We start from the raw sequence: 16,536 nt of genomic DNA on the forward strand, positions 1-16,536 counted from the left end.
GAGTTACAGACGCTACGCAACAACAAGTCCCGGCCTCGGCGAGGTGAGCGGGGTTTCGATCCGGGTGGGTGTTTTCGCTGCCGCACATCTCCCCAAAGCACCCCGTGGAGCGAAAATATCCATCCGGCGCGCCGGAAACCCGACCCAAGACCACCCACCCAAAGTGGTTGCGCACTAACTTGACAACCACCGAGTCGGTAAAGATACTGAACCGGTAACGTCAGTGAACCACTCCGGGAGATTCCGATGACCGACGCCGTGCCCCTGACCGAAGAACCACTCCGTCAGGCCGCCGTCGAGAGTTCCGAGCTGGCCAAGACCCACGCCCGGACCACCGAAGCCCAGCGCTCACTGGCCCCCGAAGTACTCACCAAGCTGCGGGACTCCGGTCTGTTCCGCAGCGGCGTCGCCCGGGAGATCGGCGGACCGCAGGCCTCCCCCGCGACGATCCTCACTACCGCGGAGACCGTCGCGCGCGGTGACGCGTCGGCCGGATGGTGCGTGTCGATCGCGACCACCAGCAGCCTGCTCGGCGCCTACCTGCCCCGCAAAGGCGCCGAAGAGGTCTTCGGCGACCCGCAGACGGTGGCGGCGGGGGTGTGGGCGCCGCGCGGCAAGGGACGTCCGGTCGACGGCGGGGTCGTCGTGTCGGGCCAGTGGTCGTTCTGCAGCGGCATCACGCACGCCGACTGGCTGTTCGCGGGCTTCATGCTGGAGACCGAGGGCGCTCCCCCGGTGCTTCGCGTCGCCGCGATGCCCAAGGCGGAGCTGGAAATCCTCGACACCTGGCACACCGGCGGCCTGCGCGGCACCGGCAGTCACGACGCCGTCGCCAACGAGGTGTTCGTGCCCGAGCAGCGCGTGATGTCCGTTGTGGATGGTCCGCCGGAGAACGCCGAGCCGCTGTACCGGTTCCCGCTCTTCGGGTTCTTCGCACTGTCCATCGCCGTCGCCGCGGTCGGCAACGCCCGGGGCGCGATCGACGATCTCCTCGAACTCGCGTCGGGCCGGACACCATTCGGATCGAGCCGCACGCTGGCCGAACGAGCCCGGACGCACGAGGTCGTCGCCCAGTCGGAAGCCGCGTTGCGCGCGGCACGGCTGTTCCTGTTCCAGTCCATTGAGGACGCCTGGCAAGCAGCGCAAGAAGACGAACCAGTGAGCCAAGACCTCCGCCTGGGCTTGCGACTCGCCGCCACTCACGCCGCGCGCACGGCCGCCGACGTCGCCACGGCGATGTACGACCTGGGCGGCGGAGCGGCCATCTACGACACTTCGCCACTGCAACGCCGATTCCGCGACGCCCACACCGCGACCGCGCATTTCCAGGTCAACCTCGCCTCCTTCGAACTGACCGGACGGCTCCTGCTCGGCCAGCCGGCCCGGACCGGGCAACTGTGACCAAAATCGGTGTGGTGACACCGTTCTGGCTCGACCGCCCGGACACCGAAGCTGTCGACATCGGCGTCGAAGCCGACCGCAACGGGTTCCGCACCCTCTGGGTCGGCGAAATGGCGACCTACGACGCCTTCGCGCTCGCCACGGCTATCGGCACCAAGACGCAAAACATCCGGTTGCGCATCGGTCCACTGGCCGCCGGGGTGCGCAGCCCGGTCGCGCTGGCACTGGGTCTATCGTCGGTCGCGAGTCTCATCGGCCGCCCGGTCGACCTCGCGCTCGGCGCGTCCAGCCCGCCGATCGTCTGCGTCTGGCACGATCGGCCGTGGGAGTCCCCCGCGCCGAGAATGCGGGAGTACGTTCGCGCGCTGCGCGGTGTCCTCAGTGGACAGCGAGCGGACTTCGACGGGAAACACGTGCGGGCACACGGTTTCCGGTTGCGGAGCCCGATGCCGTCGACGACGATCTCTGTCGCCGCGTTCGGCCCGGCGATGACCCGGGTGGCCGCGGAAGAAGCCGACGAGGTCGTGCTCAACCTCGTCACGCCGGACCAAGTTGCCCACACCCGTGCCGTCGTCGACGTTCATGCGCAGAGAGCCGGACGCCCGAGACCACGCATCGCGGTCTGGGTCACGGCCGCGCTCGACCCCGGCGACGCGGCGATCGCGCAACTGGCCGCGCAGCTCGCCGTCTACCTCGTCCCGCCGGGCTACGGCGAGATGTTCACCGAGCTCGGCTACGGAACCCTTGTGCGGCAAGCAAGAGCGGGCGCCAAGCGGGCCGAACTCGCCAAAGCCATGCCCATCGACCTGCTCGACGCCGTCTGCGCGCTCGGCTCGAAAGCACAGCTCACCGACCGGATCGCGGCCTACCACCGCGCCGGAGCCGATCAAGTGGGTATCGTCCCCGCAACCGCCGAAGACCCGGCCGGACGAAACGTCCTCGCCGCACTGTCCCCTCTCCACAAAGGAACGCACTCATGACGCTGAACAACACCCAGTACCGGCTCGCGGCGCGGCCGGTCGGCATCCCGAAGCCGTCCGACTGGGAGCAGACCCACGAACCCACACCGGAAGCCGAAGACGGCCAGTTCCGCGTCCAGGTCGACTATCTCTCACTCGACCCGGCCATGCGTTCCTGGATGAACGCGGGCCGCTCGTACGTCCCGCCGGTCGAGATCGGCGAGGTGATGCGCGCCGCCGGGACCGGCACGGTCCTCGACTCCCGCCACCCGGATTTCCACGCCGGTGACACGGTTTCCGGCGTTTTCGGCGCGCAACGTTACGCCGTCTCCGACGGTAAGGGCGTCACCAAACTCGACCTCTCGCTGGCGCCCGCGCCGGTGCAGCTCGGCACGCTCGGCATCAGCGGGATCACCGCCTACTTCGGCCTGCTCGACATCGGCCGCCCGGAAGCGGGCCAGACCGTGGTCGTCTCCGCGGCCGCCGGTTCGGTCGGCACCATCGTCGGCCAGATCGCGAAGATCAAGGGCTGCAAGGTGATCGGGATCGCCGGTGGCGCCGAGAAATGCCGTCTGCTGGTGGAAGAACTCGGTTTCGACGCCGCCATCGACTACAAGAACGGCGACCTGCGCGCCGAACTGCGTGAGCTGGCACCGAAAGGCGTCGACGTGTTCTTCGACAACGTCGGCGGTGAAATCCTCGAAGGCGTCCTGGCTCGCTTGGCCCGTGGCGCCCGGATCGTCATCAGCGGTGCGGTGTCGCAGTACAATTCGACCGGTCCGGGGCACGGCCCGGCCAACTACATGAACCTGCTGGTTTCACGGGCGTCGATGACCGGGTTCGTCGTCTTCGACTACGCATCGCGCTATCACGAGGCCGTCGCGGAACTGGCCGCCTGGCTGGAATCCGGTCAGCTGCAGTCGCGCGAACACGTCGTCGAAGGCGGGATCGAGGCGTTCCCCGAGACGCTCAACAAGCTGTTCACCGGCGAGAACACCGGCAAACTCATCCTCGCGCTCTGATGTTCTCCGATCACGATCTCACCCACCGCTTCGAGGCGGAGTCGGTCGGCCGCGCGCTCGCGCTGGTCGGCGAGCGCTGGACGTTGCTCATCCTGCGTGAGACCTTCTTCGGGGTGCAGCGCTACGGGGAATTCGCGCGCAACCTCGCCATTCCGCGGCCGACCCTTTCCTCACGGCTGCGGACACTCGTCGACGCCGGACTACTCGACAGGGTGAAGTACGCGAGCGATCCGGACCGGCACGAGTACCGGCTGACGCAGGCCGGGCGTGACCTCTTCCCCGCGATCGTGGCGCTGATGCGCTGGGGCGACACCTATCTCGCCGGTCCCGAAGGTCCGCCGATCCTGTTGCGGCACAACGACTGCGGGCAGATCGACGACGATCCGCACCTCGCCTGCGGGCACTGTGGCCACGAGATCACCGTCGACAACGTGACCCCGGAACCAGGCCCCGGTTTCCGCCAGGCCGCCACCTCCTGACCGCAAAGACGCTGAAGGGGACTTTCAACTCCCCAACTCGAAAGGGAGCAAAAGTCCCCTTCAGCTCACATCAGAGGCCGGGCTGCAGCAGGATCTTGATCGCGCCGTCCTGCTTCTGCTGGAACATCTCGTAGGCGTGCGGAGCTTCCTTGAGCGGCAGCTTGTGGGTGGCGAAGCCCTCGACACCGAGCGGATCCTTGGGGTCGGAAATGAGCGGCATGATGTCGTCGATCCAGTGCCGGACGTTGGCCTGCCCCATGCGCAGCTGAATTTGCTTGTCGAACAGGTCCATCATCGGCAGCGGGTCGACCATGCCACCGTAGACGCCGCTCAGCGAGATCGTCCCGCCGCGCCGGACACTGTCGATCGCGGCGTAGAGCACACTGAGCCTGTCGACGCCCGCCTTCTCGGTCAGTTTCGCGGCCACCGCCTGCGGCAGCAGGTTCACCAGGTCCTGGGTGAGTTTGCTGAGCGGGGCGCCGTGCGCCTCCATGCCGACCGCGTCGATCACGGAGTCCGCGCCGCGGCCGTCGGTGACCTGGTGGATGGCGTCGGCGATGTCCCGGTGTTCCCGGGTGTCGAGCACCGTCACGCCGTAGGTCGCCGCCAGCGCGAGCCGCTCGGGGACGAGGTCGACGCCGATCACCTTTCCCGCGCCCCGGTGTTTCGCGATCCGGGCCGACATCTGGCCGATCGGCCCGAGCCCGAACACGACCACCGAGCCGCCCTCGGGGATGTTGGCGTACTCGACGGCTTGCCACGCTGTGGGCACGACGTCGGACAGGTAGACGAACCGCTCGTCCGGCGGGCCGTCGGGCACCTTGATCGGGCCGTAGTGCGCTTGCGGCACGCGCAGGAACTCAGCCTGCCCGCCGGGCACCTGGCCGTACAACTTGGTGTAGCCGAGCAGCGCCGCACCCTTGCCACGCTCCTTGACCTGCGTGGTCTCGCACTGGGACTGCAGGCCGCGGTCACACATAAAGCAGTGGCCGCACGAGATGTTGAACGGCACCACGACCCGGTCCCCCGGCTTGAGGTTGGTCACCCCGGTGCCGACCTCCTCCACGATCCCCATCGGTTCGTGGCCGAGGATGTCGCCTTCGTCCATGAACGCGCCGAGCACTTCGTAGAGGTGGAGATCCGAGCCACAGATGCCGGTCGAGGTGACGCGGATGATCGCGTCGGTCGGCTCCCGCAGTTTCGGGTCCTCGACCGTGTCCACTCGCACGTCACGCTTGCCGTGCCAGGTGACAGCCTTCATAATTGGTCCCTTCGGCGTTGTCGTTCACGCCTGAGTTCCCGGCGGGACGGGCCTGAAACCTGCGAGCGGCCGGACGTCTGTGCCACAGTGCGGTCATGCGCACCCGGATCATCGCCGTCACCTTCGACTGTCACGACGCCGAAGCGCTCGCCGCGTTCTGGGGCGAAGCGCTCGGCTCCGGCGAATTCGAACGCTGGGACGACGCGCACGGCGTCGGCTATGTCGAACTCCAGCTCGACGGCGCCGCTCCCCTGCTCTTCCAGCCCGTCGCCGAGGACAAGGTCGTCAAGAACCGCGTGCACCTGGACATCGCGCCGGCCGAGATCGACCAGTACGCCGAGATCGACCGGCTGGTGTCACTCGGCGCGAAGGTGGTCACCGACGACCCGGCCGTGCCCTTCGTGGTCCTCGCCGACCCCGAGGGCAACGAGTTCTGTGTGCTGCCGCGGCGCTGAGCCGATCAAGGTTTAGCCGGCCCCGCTCCGCGGTACTCGGTCGTACATGACGGAACCGTGGCGAAGGTTACCGATCATTTCTTGCCCGCCCCGGCGGTAAAAACCCGACCGGGTAAGAACGGTTGACTCATTCCAGATAGTGGGGGACGGTGTTAGGGCTATGGCTTCCACCACCGTCGACGCGGACGGCGCAGCGCTGAAGGCGTTGCGCCAGGCCGGGTTGCGGGTGACCAACCCCCGCCGGGCGGTGCTCGCCTGGCTCACCGATCATCCACATTCCACTGTGGACGCGATCGGCGCCGGGGTGCGCGAGCAGCTGGGCACGGTATCCACCCAAGCCGTGTACGACGTCTTGAGCGCGTGTACGGAAGCCGGTCTGCTGCGGCGAATCGAGCCTGCGGGGCATCCGGCCCGGTTCGAGCGCCGCGTGGGCGACAACCATCACCACCTCGTGTGCCGCCGCTGCGGGCGCGCCGAGGACGTCGACTGCGTGATCGGGGCAGAGCCCTGTCTCACACCGTCCGACGATCAGGGCTTCGCCGTCGAGGAGGCCGAAGTGGTCTTCTGGGGCCTGTGTCCCGACTGCGTGCTCGACGAACGACCCGGACTCGAAGCCCACCACCACAAGGAGGCAAAGCAGTGACCCAGACACAGCCCAAGCCGACGACCACTGACGCCGGCATCCCGGTGGAGAGCGACGAGCATTCGCTGACCATCGGACCCGACGGGCCGATCCTGCTGCAGGATAACTATCTCATCGAGCAGATGGCACAGTTCAACCGCGAACGCGTGCCCGAGCGGCAGCCGCATGCCAAGGGCGGTGGCGCTTTCGGCCGTTTCGAGGTGACCGGCGACGTCAGCGCGTACACCAAGGCCGCGGTGTTCCAGCCGGGCGTCAAAACCGATCTGCTGATCCGCTTCTCCACCGTGGCCGGTGAGCGCGGGAGCCCGGACACCTGGCGCGACCCGCGCGGATTCGCGATCAAGTTCTACACCACCGAAGGCAACTACGACATGGTCGGGAACAACACCCCGGTCTTCTTCATCCGCGACCCGCTGAAATTCCAGCATTTCATCCGCTCGCAGAAACGCCGTGCCGACAACAACCTGCGCGACCACGACATGCAATGGGACTTCTGGTCGCTGTCGCCGGAGTCCGCGCACCAGGTGACCTGGCTGATGGGCGACCGCGGGATCCCGCGCACCTGGCGGCACATGAACGGCTACAGCTCGCACACCTACATGTGGGTCAACGCCCATGGCGAGCGGTTCTGGGTCAAGTACCACTTCAAGACCGACCAGGGCATGCAGTTCTTCACCCAGGACGAGGGCGACCAGATGGCGTCGGCCGACACCGACTACCACACCCGCGACCTGTTCGAAGCGATCGAGCGCGGCGACCATCCCAGCTGGACGCTGAAGATGCAGATCATGCCGTTCGAGGACGCGAAGACCTACCGCATCAACCCCTTCGATCTGACGAAGGTGTGGCCGCACGGCGACTACCCGCTGATCGACGTCGGCACGATGACCCTCGACCGCAACCCGACCGACTACCACACGGAGATCGAGCAGGCCGCGTTCGAGCCGAGCAACCTCGTCCCCGGGATCGGGCCGAGCCCGGACAAGATGTTGCTGGGACGGCTGTTCTCCTATCCCGACGCCCACCGCTACCGCATCGGCGCGAACTACAAGCAGATCCCGGTCAACGCGCCGAAGTCGCCCGTGCACAGCTACAGCAAGGACGGGGCGATGCGGGTACAGAACGTGTCGGACCCGGTCTACGCGCCGAACTCCAAGGGCGGACCGGTAGCCGACGTCCAGCAGTACGGGAAACCGGCGGGCTGGCACACCGACGGTGAGATGGTGCGCACCGCGTACACCAAGCGCGAAGAGGACGACGACTGGACGCAGGCGGGCGTGATGGTCCGCGAGGTCCTCGACGACGACGAGCGCGGACGGCTGGTCGACAACATCGTCGGCCATCTCCTCAACGCCGTCACCGAGCCGGTTCTGCAGCGTGCCTTCGAATACTGGCGCAACGTGGACAAGAACCTCGGCGACAAAATCGAATCCGGGGTCCGCGCCAAGCAGGACGAGAAGGATCCGAAGGCCGCGAAACAGGCCAACCCGGCGCGGACGAGTATGCAAGACAAGGCGTAATTCCCAGGTTTCCGAGCGAAGCGGCCCGGCATACCCGAACAGGTATGCCGGGCCGTTTTCAGGATTGGGCACCTCCGATGGTGGGTACCCGGCGATTACCGACTCGGAGGTGTTTCGTGATCGAAGAGGTGAACAAAACTCCGGCCCAGGAGCGCTCGGTGGGCGAACTGGTTTCGGACCTGACCGACGAAGTCAAACGGCTCGTGCGTGACGAGATGCGGCTGGCGGCCTTCGAGCTGCAGCGCAAGGGAAAGCGCATGGGCGTGGGTGCCGGCATGCTGGGCGCGGCCGGGCTGCTGGCCCTGTTCGGCGCCGCGACGCTGGTCGCCGCCGCCGTTCTGGCGCTGTCGCTGGCCGTACCGGGCTGGCTGGCCGCGGTGATCATCGGTGTCGTCCTGCTGCTGGCCGGCGGGCTGTCGGCGATGCTGGGCGGCAAACAGGTCAAGCGCGCCGTCCCCCCGCTTCCCGAAGAAGCCATCAGCGGCGTCAAGCAGGACATCGAAGTCGCCAAGCACGGAGCGCACACATGACCGACAAACAGAGCCCCGGATTTCCCAAGGACGCCGAAGAAGCGCGGATCGACCGGGACGTGACCCGTGAGGAACTCGCCGAAACCCTGGACGCTCTGGGAAAGAAGCTCGACGTCAAAACGCGGGTGAGCGAAAGCGTCGACGAAAAGCTCGATCAGGCGACGGCTACGGTCGCCGGCAAGCTTTCCGACCCTGCCGCGGAGCGTTTCCGGAAGTGCGCCGACGCGGTCCGCAGTAATCCGCTGCCGACGTTCGCCGGAATTCTCGGGCTCATCATCTTGCTCCGGCTGATCCTGCGGAGGAGAGACTCATGAACAAAGTTCTCTACAAGCCCTTGAGCTTCGGTATCAGCGCACTCGGCGGGCTGCTCGCGAGCCTCGTTTTCAAGCAGATCTGGAAGCGGGTCAGCGGGGACGAAGAAGCACCCGAACCGACCGACCGCGACTACACCTGGCAACAGATCCTGATCGCCGCCGCGGCGCAGGGCGCGGTGTTCGGCGCGGTGAAGGCCGCCACGGACCGCGCGGCCGCCGTCGGCTATCGCAAGGCCACCGGCGACTGGCCGGTCGACGACTGAAGCGCTGTGAACGGACCTTTCCTTGCGTGAGGCGCGAGGAAAGGTCCGTTCACAGCACGCGGGGGCCCGCGGAAGTCAGGTCGGAAAGCAGCGCGAGCGCGCCTTCCAGGTCGTCGGCCCACGGCAGCTCGTGGTCACGCGTCCAGCCGGCGCCCGCCAGGCACAGCCGGGATTCGGCGAGCTGGCCGGCGAGTTCGTGGTCCGCGGTGTCCGCGGTCATCGACCACAGCACCACCGCGGCCGGGTCGAGCTTCCCGACCAGGCCCACCGTCGTCTCCGGTGGCACCATCTCGCCGAGGAACACCACCGGGATCCCGTCCTCGGCGAGTGCGGCACGCAGGACCTCCAGCGGCAGCGAATGCCGCTCGCCAGGGGAGCAGACCAGCAGCACGGGCCGTCCCGACACCGCCTGCCGCAACGGCAGCACGTACCGCTCGATCGCGGCCGAGACCTCGCTGGTCAGCGCCCATTCCGACGCGTAGCACTGGTCGCCCCGCATCCAGCGCACCTCCATGGCACGCAGCACCGGGGCGACGACGTCGTGCCAAGCCCGGGCCGGTCCCTTCGCGGTGAGCAGATCATCGAGCAGCGCGGCCATCGAGCCGAAGCGGACAGCCTCCGCCGCGGCGCCGAGTTCGCGGACGCCGTCGGACACGGAGAGTGCGCTGGCTCCGCCCGTCAGCACGAGATGAGCGGCTTCCCGCGCGCGGACGCCGCGGTCGATCAGCCGTCGCATCCGCTGCAAGCGGCCGACATCCGCGTCGGAGTACCGCCGCTGACGTCCCTCCGCGCGGGTCGACGGCCCGAGGCCGTAGCGGGAGTCCCAGCTGCGGAGAGTGATCGGGGACACGCCCAGCAGAGCGGCCACCCGGCCCGGTGTCCACACGCCGGGGTCGGGATCATCCATAACGCCCCACGATCTCACATCTTGTCCGCCTACACCGGAGCGCGTCGATTGGGTAGCGCTTGGCTCTGAACCAGTTCGTGAACCGCTGGTTAACGGGGTTCGCTGATCGGAAAGCGGGGTTCCGTGCTTTGCTGGGCGCTGACCCCGGAGGAAGAAGCGCCAGCAATGATCATTCTTCGCAATCAGGCAATGCGGCGGTGGACGGTCGAAGTGTCCGAGGACGTCGCGATCTTCAGCGGCGCGCCGCTGGTGGAGGACCACACCGCGGCCCGCGGGCTGCCCAGGGTTTGGCACGGATACGGGCTCGGCCTGCCCGAGGACGAACTCAAGGGGTTCGTCGCCGCGCTCGCCGAGGTGATGAAGACACACGCGTACTGGCACGCGCGGTCGCGCCGCACGGCCGGCCCCGACGAGACCGACGGCTGGTCCATTCCACGCCGGGACGACGACGACGGCTTCGTCTACCTCAGCGGACCGGCCGGGCGGCGCAACGGCAACGCGGGCTACATCCCGGCCAGCGTGTTCACCCTCGAACTCGCCGACATCCGGGGCCTGCGTATCCGGCTCACGGCCTATCTCAAGTCCGGGCGCGCTTGAGTTTCGGACGAACAGCACGTTCCACCAATACCGGGATGTAACTGAGAATCCGGGCATGCGAGAAACGCGCCCGTTCCCGCTCGATACAGTCGTGAACCGTTTCCGCCGGCAGTTCTTCGTGGTCGCGCACCAGTCGCGTTTCGAGGGCCCGCAACTGCTGGGCGAGTTGTTCTCCGTGCAGGGTGTCCATGGTGGTCATGGGAAATCCTTCCGAGAGATTCATTGCCCCAGTGCCCGCGATCGGTGAACTCCGGATGGAATCGAACTGTACGGAAGGGAAACTTCCCCGGCGCGGCCGTGCCGAACGGCCGGAACCGGCCGGGAACCCCTGACCCGCGAGCGGTTTTCGGTACGGTGAAAGTTCACGCTGCCTGGGAGTTCGAGTTGGTCGATCCGTTGTTGTCCGCGCTCGTCGGCGTGCTCGGCGCGACATTCTCGGCCCTGCACCAATGGGCCGTCGAGAAGGGCGCGGACAGGCTCACCGTGCGGCATCGCCGTCAAGCCCTTGGCGAACCCTCCAGACTGCTGGCCGCCGCCGAAGAGGACCTCGCGGAGTTGCGGCGCGTCGAATTCTCTTCGCTGCAGGACGGAGAATGGGACGCGGCGCAGTTCGCCGTCGCGGAAGCACTGCGCGCCGCCGAAGTCGGCAGGCTCGCCCGGGACGAACCCGCCGTCCTCACCGACGCCGATCGGCTGCGCGCCAAGGTGCGCACCGCGGGCCGAGCCTCGCTGAAGTCCGCCGCCCTCAGCGCCGACGGCGTCGAAGCGTATCGACGGCTGCTGGAGGAAGCCTGCCGCCGGATCGCCCTGCGAGCACGCGCCGTCGCCGAGGTGCGGCACGCCGTGCAGGCGGAGATAGCCAGCCAGGTCAGCCGGATCAAGGACGACGTCGACGTGCTCATCCGGCAGCCGGAACACCGGGAACGCCGCCACGCGAACACCTTTGAGCGCAACTACCTCTCCTATGTGGCCGATGACCACGCCACCTTCGAACTGTTCCAGGTCAGTGTCGGCCGGGCGCCCACCCGCCACCGGTTCGCCGATTTCTATTCGGTACCTTCGATCGCCCGGCGGCAGCGCTCCGAAACCGACACCGATCTCACCGGCGCCGGCACCGACGGCGGCCACGCCATCGCGTCGGCCCGCAAAGTCCTTCTCCTCGGCGGCGCTGGGGCCGGGAAAACGACGTTCCTGCACTGGCTCGCCCACACCGCCGCGGCTTCCTCGCTGGAACAGCGCGACGACGATCCGTGGCAGGACGCCGTCCCGTTTTTCGTGCCGTTGCGCCAGTTCACCGATCGAGGGCTGCCCGAGCCGGAGGACCTCGTCCGGGTCACCGCGCCACCGCTGGCCGGGGAGAAACCGGACGGCTGGGTGAGCGGGTTGCTGCGCTCAGGACGCGCGATGCTGCTCGTGGACGGCGTCGACGAAGTCCTGCTGGAGCGGCGCGAACAGGTGCGGGTGTGGCTGGCCGGGCTCATGCGCGGCTACCCGCACGCACGTTATGTGGTGAGCACCCGGTCTTCCGCGGTGGACCCGAACTGGCTCGCACCCGATCATCCCGACACCGGTGACGGCCTCCCCCGCTACGAGCTGCTTCCGTTGAGCGGCCACGGGTTGCGCAACCTGATCGGGCACTGGTTCACCGCCGCGCGGGCGCTGGAAGCCGAGCCGGGGCAGCAGGAATGGCTCGTGAACTGCGAGCGCCGCCTGACCCAGGCCCTGTCCGTGCGGCCGGACGTCCGCACCCTGGTGTCGAGTCCCCTGCTGTGCTCGCTGCTCTGCGCGTTGTACCGCAAGGAGAACATGTACCTGCCGCAGAGCCGCAAGGACCTGCTCGACAAGGCACTCGACCTCCTGCTCGGCGAATGGGACGTCCGCCGCGGGGTGCAGATCGAGGACGAGCTGCAGATGTCGGCCAAGGAGAAGATCATCCTGCTGGAGCGGTTCGCCGCGCCGATGGTCCGCAACTCCGAGCTGCTGGTGGGTCACGACGAAGCCGAGAAACGCTTTGCCAGGGCCATGTCCGGCCTCCGCTCGCAGGGCGTGGAACCGGCGATGGTGCTCCGCCACATGCTGGAGCGCACCGGGCTGCTGCGGGAGAACACCGTCGACGGCAAGATCCAGTTCGTCCACCGCACGTTCCGGGATTTCCTCGCCGCGGGCGAGTTCGTCAAGGCCGGCGAACTCGGCTACCTGATCGACCACGCCCACGACGACTCGCTCAACGAGGTCATCTTCATGGCGGCCGCGCAGGCCCGTGCCCGGGAGGCCGGCGAACTGCTGGTGCGGCTGCTGGAGCGGGCGAGCAAACGCGCCACCCGGCGGGATCGCGAAGTCGCGGACCGGCTGGAGTTGCTCGCGGCCGCGTCACTCGGCTACGTCGACGTCATCGACCCCGAGCACGTCCGGACCGACGTCATGGCCGCGGTACGGCGGCTCATCCCGCCGGCGGGGCTCGAGCAGGCGGAAATGCTGGCCAAGGCCGGTTCCTTCGTGATCGACCTGCTGCCGGGACCGATCGAGGTCGGCAAGTACGCCGAGGAGACCGGCGGCGACCGGTCGATGATCGCGGCCTGCGTCATCCGCACCCTGGCCATGATCGGCGGTGAGGAGGCGTGGGAGAAGATCCAGGCGTTCAGCGGCACGCACCGCGGCGCGGTCATCGACGAACTTCTGCGGGCCTGGCGGCAGAACGAGTACGCCGAAGACTACGCGAGCACGTTGTTGTCCAATGTGGACTTCGGCGACCTCGTCCTCGAGGTCCACCGGTGGGACGTCCTGGTACGCCTGCGCCATCTGCGCAAGCTGACCTCGGTCCAGCTGATCGGCAACATCGCGCTCGACGATCCGGCCGCCGGGCTGTTCCCACTCGCGGACCTGCCCGCGTTGCGGCATCTGGAAATCAAGTCCAACGAGGTCGTGCGCGGCCTGCGTGGTATCGCGCGCTGCCGGAACCTGCGGTCGCTGCAGGTGTCCGGCTATACCAGCGTCCTCGAAGACCTCTCGACCCTCGCCGAGCTCGACGTCACCGAGCTCCGGCTGCACATCGGCGGCTACGGCGGCGGCCCGGTGCCCGCGCTGGATTCGCTCGCCGGGGCACGCCTGCGGAAGCTGTCGATCCGCCATCCCCGGCTCACCGACGGCCTCCATCCGCTTCCCGCGGACCTGCCGCTGACTTCGCTGGTGCTCGAGATGCGGCCGGACCAGCGAAACCTGCGGGGTGTCGAACGCTGGGCGGCCCTGGAATCCGTTGCCGCCCAGGGCATTCCCGGCGTCGACGAGGTGCGTGAGCTCGGCAGGCTGCCCGCGTTGCGGCACCTCGCGCTCGACAGCGTCGGCCCGGTCGGTGACCTGGTGCGGCTTCGCCCGCTCGGCGCCCTGCGGATCGAGCTGTTCCAGGTGCCCCGCGCGGACGCCGACGCGGCCCACGAAGCCCTCCCGGACGCCGACCTCGTGCTGCACTGCGCCGAAGACGCCCCGCCCGCCGACGCGAAATAACGCTCAGAGCGGGAAAATACCGGGAGGGTGGCTATTCTCCGTTCACCACGGCGCCAGGTCATCACCATCGTCCTGGTTGCCGCGAGGGCGCCGGGACACCGGGGGCGGTGACGGCGGCGCGGCAGCGGGAGGTGTGGGCGGGGTCACGGGATCCGGCGCGGGCGGCTGGTCGAACGCGCTCGGCGCCGGGCGGTTCTGCGGCGACCCGGCCGGCGGCTCCTCTGGCGGCGGGGGCTGGAAGTTCTTGTACTGAGCCAGGATCGCGCCGTCGTCGCCGAACTCCTGCAGCGCCTCGCCGACCTTCTCCGACGCACCCCGCTGTGCTTCCCGCACGGTCCGCATGATCAGCGCGGCCAGCTGCGGTGGTGCGTGTTCTCCTACCCGACGTCCGAATTCCAGTTTCAGCAATGCTCCATTCGCACCAACGGTAACGGTCACCGCGCTGTCAGGAGACGATTTCGTGGCCGAAGAAGCGGCGAGGCCTTCGGTCAGTTTTGCGGCCTTCTCCTGCACATCCCGCATTCGCGACTGGAAATTGTCCAACCAGCTGTCAATCTCCAAGAACTGCTCCTCGTCGAGGGTGTCTATCGGCGGTCGCCCAGTCTTCCGCATTGCCGTTCACATCTGGTTTTCCGACGATGGACACGCCATGGAAGACAGGTGAACAAGCGATACTTTTCTAGGCCTGCACCTGCGGTAGGTTCGACATTCCGAAGTCGATCACTGTTCACTTCGAAGCACTGGCGGAGTCACTACGATGGTCGGCGTACCCCCTTTTCCCCACCATTCTTCATCGATCCGGAGGAATACCGCTGATGGCCGCGGCAGGTTTCACCGTTCAACCCGAAGTGCTCGAGAGCTATTCGACCGGACTCGACGAGCGTGCGCAACGGGTGGTGAAAGCATCCGAGCGGCTCGACGCCGCCAGCGGTTTCAACCTGAACGCGTTCGGCGTGCTCATCGGGCAGGTACTGGCGATTCCGACCCGGATCGCGATGGCCGACCTCAAGAGCAAACTGCACTCCGGTGCCGAAGGCGCGACGAGCGCCGCCGCGAAGGTCCGGGAAGCGGCGAAGGTCTACCGTGAGACTGAAGGCGACCACACCAAGACGATCACGGCGCTGAACCCGTGACCAGCACTTACGACCCGAACGCCAAACCCGATTTCGGCGCGGGCATCGTCATCACCGACAGCAACAAGTTCTCCGGCTCGGGCTTTCTCGACTCGTACACGTTCCTGATCAAGAGCTGCACGGACATCCAGACCGCGGACGACAAGGACAAGGCGGCGCTCGGCGTCGCGATCGGCCTCGGCGTCTTCGCCGCGGCAGTCGACACGGTCAAGATGGTGATCAACCCGCTGGGCAGCCTGATCTCGGCCGGGCTCGGCTGGCTGATCGAGCACGTCAGCTTCCTGCGCGAACCGCTCGACATGCTGATGGGCGACCCGGACCAGATCCAGTTGCTGGGTCAGGAAGTCCACGCCATCGCCGAAGCGATCCGGCAGGTGGGCCAGGAACAGCTTGAGTCACTCAAGGGCGAGATCACCGCGTGGACCGGTGCCGCGGCCGAAGCGTTCAGCAAGCTGATGCAAGAGCTCGCCGCGGACTTCGAGAGCAAGGCCCACGCGACCGAAATCGTCGGCTACCTCATCCACACCAACATGGCGATCATCTCCGCCGCGCGGGCGCTGTTCCGCGACCTGATCACCACCGTGCTCGGCGACATCATCTCCACGATGCTGATCGCACTGGCCACGGCCGCCTTCACCTTCGGCGCCTCGATTGTCGCCGCGGTGCCCGTCATCGTCACCCAGGCGAGTCTGACGGCGGCGTCGATGGCGTCGAAGTCGACGGCGATCGTCGCGCAGGCCTCCCGCTCCAGTATACGGATGAACGACATCGTCGCCGGTCTGAACCGTGGTGCGCGTCCGGGCGCCGGCGGCCCGTTCCGCGCACCCCCGCCACCCGGACGCGGTGGTGGCGGCAACCCGCCGCGCATCGAGATGACGCCCATGCCGCCCCGCACAGACGCCCCCGCCCCGCCCCCACGCGACGCAGCCACCCCGCCGCCGCGCGACGCCGCGACTCCTCCTCCCCGGGACGATGCCGCCACGCCGCCTCCCCGCGACGACGCGGCAACGCCTCCCCCAAGGGACGACGCAGCCACGCCACCACCTCGCGACGACGACGCGTCGAGCGTGAACTCGAACGACAGTTTCCAAACGGCGCAAACACATCAGTCGACCCCGCCGCCGCGTGACGACGCCGCTACTCCCCCACCCCGGGACGACACGGCAACACCGCCTCCCCGCGACGACGCAGCCACGCCTCCCCCAAGGGACGACGCCGCCACGCCTCCCCCACGAGATGATGCGGCAACACCGCCACCTCGCGACGACGCCGCGGCACCGCCCACCACCCCGTGGACGAAGGCCCACGAAACCTGGCTCAAGGACAAGATGCCGGACGCCTACAACACCTACAAGATGAACGAAACCTGGCTGAAGAACAACCATCCCGACGCGTTCAACTCACTCAAGACCTGGATCGCGGATTCCGACGGGATCAAGGAAATGTGGTCCTGGCCGGTCAAGGCGGCGCAGGACGCGGCACGCCAGATGCTCGACATCGAAAAAACCGCCCGGGCGGGCGCCGCCTCGGAACAGCCGCAGTAGCAAGCTC

At 67.7% G+C, this 16,536-nt stretch carries 18 protein-coding genes; 14 read left to right on the forward strand and 4 right to left on the reverse strand.

Features of this window, described 5'->3' with window-relative positions; all coding sequences use genetic code 11:
- Positions 1-246 precede the first annotated feature (246 nt).
- The 4 genes from VGP60_RS34755 to VGP60_RS34770 are packed head-to-tail and all read left to right on the forward strand — an operon-like array spanning position 247 to position 3,861.
- Complete coding sequence (locus VGP60_RS34755; RefSeq protein WP_327552424.1) at positions 247-1,401, forward strand: acyl-CoA dehydrogenase family protein; 1,155 nt, start codon at positions 247-249, stop codon at positions 1,399-1,401.
- 14 nt (positions 1,402-1,415) lie between these two features.
- A complete protein-coding gene (locus VGP60_RS34760) occupies positions 1,416-2,381 on the forward strand; it encodes an LLM class F420-dependent oxidoreductase (protein ID WP_327552425.1) in 966 nt (321 codons plus the stop codon).
- Positions 2,378-3,382 carry an NADP-dependent oxidoreductase gene (locus VGP60_RS34765; protein ID WP_327552426.1) on the forward strand — a complete coding sequence of 335 codons (1,005 nt, stop codon included), beginning with the start codon at positions 2,378-2,380 and terminating at the stop codon, positions 3,380-3,382. The genes VGP60_RS34760 and VGP60_RS34765 overlap by 4 nt, the downstream gene beginning before the upstream one ends.
- A complete protein-coding gene (locus VGP60_RS34770) occupies positions 3,382-3,861 on the forward strand; it encodes a helix-turn-helix domain-containing protein (protein ID WP_327552427.1) in 480 nt (159 codons plus the stop codon). The genes VGP60_RS34765 and VGP60_RS34770 overlap by 1 nt, the downstream gene beginning before the upstream one ends.
- A 70-nt stretch (positions 3,862-3,931) precedes the next feature.
- Here the strand turns inward: VGP60_RS34770 and VGP60_RS34775 are convergent, their stop codons facing one another.
- Entirely contained in the window at positions 3,932-5,122 is a 1,191-nt protein-coding gene (locus VGP60_RS34775; RefSeq protein WP_327552428.1) for a zinc-dependent alcohol dehydrogenase, read from the reverse strand.
- A 95-nt stretch (positions 5,123-5,217) separates the two neighbouring features.
- Here VGP60_RS34775 and VGP60_RS34780 point away from each other — a divergent pair, with 95 nt between their 5' ends.
- From VGP60_RS34780 to VGP60_RS34805, 6 genes are all read left to right on the forward strand, one after another.
- The gene (locus VGP60_RS34780) at positions 5,218-5,577 is read left to right on the forward strand and encodes a VOC family protein (RefSeq protein WP_327552429.1); all 360 of its coding nucleotides are present in this window, start codon (positions 5,218-5,220) and stop codon (positions 5,575-5,577) included.
- A 160-nt stretch (positions 5,578-5,737) separates the two neighbouring features.
- A complete protein-coding gene (locus VGP60_RS34785; RefSeq protein WP_327552430.1) occupies positions 5,738-6,220 on the forward strand; it encodes a Fur family transcriptional regulator in 483 nt (160 codons plus the stop codon).
- Complete coding sequence (locus tag VGP60_RS34790) at positions 6,217-7,740, forward strand: catalase (protein WP_327552431.1); 1,524 nt, start codon at positions 6,217-6,219, stop codon at positions 7,738-7,740. The genes VGP60_RS34785 and VGP60_RS34790 overlap by 4 nt, the downstream gene beginning before the upstream one ends.
- 116 nt (positions 7,741-7,856) lie before the next feature.
- Positions 7,857-8,270 (forward strand): phage holin family protein, encoded by a 414-nt coding sequence (locus tag VGP60_RS34795; RefSeq protein WP_327552432.1) that lies wholly within the window; start codon positions 7,857-7,859, stop codon positions 8,268-8,270.
- Positions 8,267-8,584, forward strand: a complete 318-nt coding sequence (locus VGP60_RS34800; RefSeq protein WP_327552433.1) for a DUF3618 domain-containing protein — start codon at positions 8,267-8,269, stop codon at positions 8,582-8,584. Before VGP60_RS34795 ends, VGP60_RS34800 begins: the two co-directional genes overlap by 4 nt.
- Positions 8,581-8,847: a DUF4235 domain-containing protein gene (locus VGP60_RS34805; protein ID WP_327552434.1), complete on the forward strand. Its 267-nt coding sequence runs from the start codon at positions 8,581-8,583 to the stop codon at positions 8,845-8,847. Before VGP60_RS34800 ends, VGP60_RS34805 begins: the two co-directional genes overlap by 4 nt.
- A gap of 49 nt (positions 8,848-8,896) precedes the next feature.
- Here VGP60_RS34805 and VGP60_RS34810 read toward each other — a convergent pair whose 3' ends face one another.
- A complete protein-coding gene (locus VGP60_RS34810; protein ID WP_327552435.1) occupies positions 8,897-9,754 on the reverse strand; it encodes a MerR family transcriptional regulator in 858 nt (285 codons plus the stop codon).
- 165 nt (positions 9,755-9,919) lie between these two features.
- On the opposite strand from VGP60_RS34810, the gene VGP60_RS34815 reads away from it, so the two are divergent.
- Entirely contained in the window at positions 9,920-10,351 is a 432-nt protein-coding gene (locus tag VGP60_RS34815) for a hypothetical protein (protein ID WP_327552436.1), read from the forward strand.
- Here VGP60_RS34815 and VGP60_RS34820 read toward each other — a convergent pair.
- Positions 10,332-10,550, reverse strand: coding sequence for a three-helix bundle dimerization domain-containing protein (locus VGP60_RS34820; RefSeq protein ID WP_327552437.1), 219 nt, complete (start codon positions 10,548-10,550; stop codon positions 10,332-10,334). The genes VGP60_RS34815 and VGP60_RS34820 overlap by 20 nt on opposite strands.
- Before the next feature lie 155 nt (positions 10,551-10,705).
- Between VGP60_RS34820 and VGP60_RS34825 the strand changes: the two genes are divergently transcribed.
- Entirely contained in the window at positions 10,706-13,852 is a 3,147-nt protein-coding gene (locus tag VGP60_RS34825; protein WP_327552438.1) for an NACHT domain-containing protein, read from the forward strand.
- A 42-nt stretch (positions 13,853-13,894) separates the two neighbouring features.
- Here VGP60_RS34825 and VGP60_RS34830 read toward each other — a convergent pair whose 3' ends face one another.
- Positions 13,895-14,413 (reverse strand): YbaB/EbfC family nucleoid-associated protein, encoded by a 519-nt coding sequence (locus VGP60_RS34830; RefSeq protein WP_327552439.1) that lies wholly within the window; start codon positions 14,411-14,413, stop codon positions 13,895-13,897.
- A gap of 254 nt (positions 14,414-14,667) precedes the next feature.
- On the opposite strand from VGP60_RS34830, the gene VGP60_RS34835 reads away from it, so the two are divergent.
- Together VGP60_RS34835 and VGP60_RS34840 are read left to right on the forward strand one after the other, a co-directional pair.
- Positions 14,668-14,985 carry a type VII secretion target gene (locus VGP60_RS34835; protein WP_327552440.1) on the forward strand — a complete coding sequence of 106 codons (318 nt, stop codon included), beginning with the start codon at positions 14,668-14,670 and terminating at the stop codon, positions 14,983-14,985.
- Positions 14,982-16,529: a hypothetical protein gene (locus VGP60_RS34840; RefSeq protein ID WP_327552441.1), complete on the forward strand. Its 1,548-nt coding sequence runs from the start codon at positions 14,982-14,984 to the stop codon at positions 16,527-16,529. Before VGP60_RS34835 ends, VGP60_RS34840 begins: the two co-directional genes overlap by 4 nt.
- Positions 16,530-16,536: the final 7 nt, after the last annotated feature.

Origin of the sequence: Amycolatopsis sp. (assembly GCF_036008905.1) — a bacterium.
In the GTDB taxonomy this organism is placed as follows: Bacteria; Actinomycetota; Actinomycetes; order Mycobacteriales; family Pseudonocardiaceae; genus Amycolatopsis.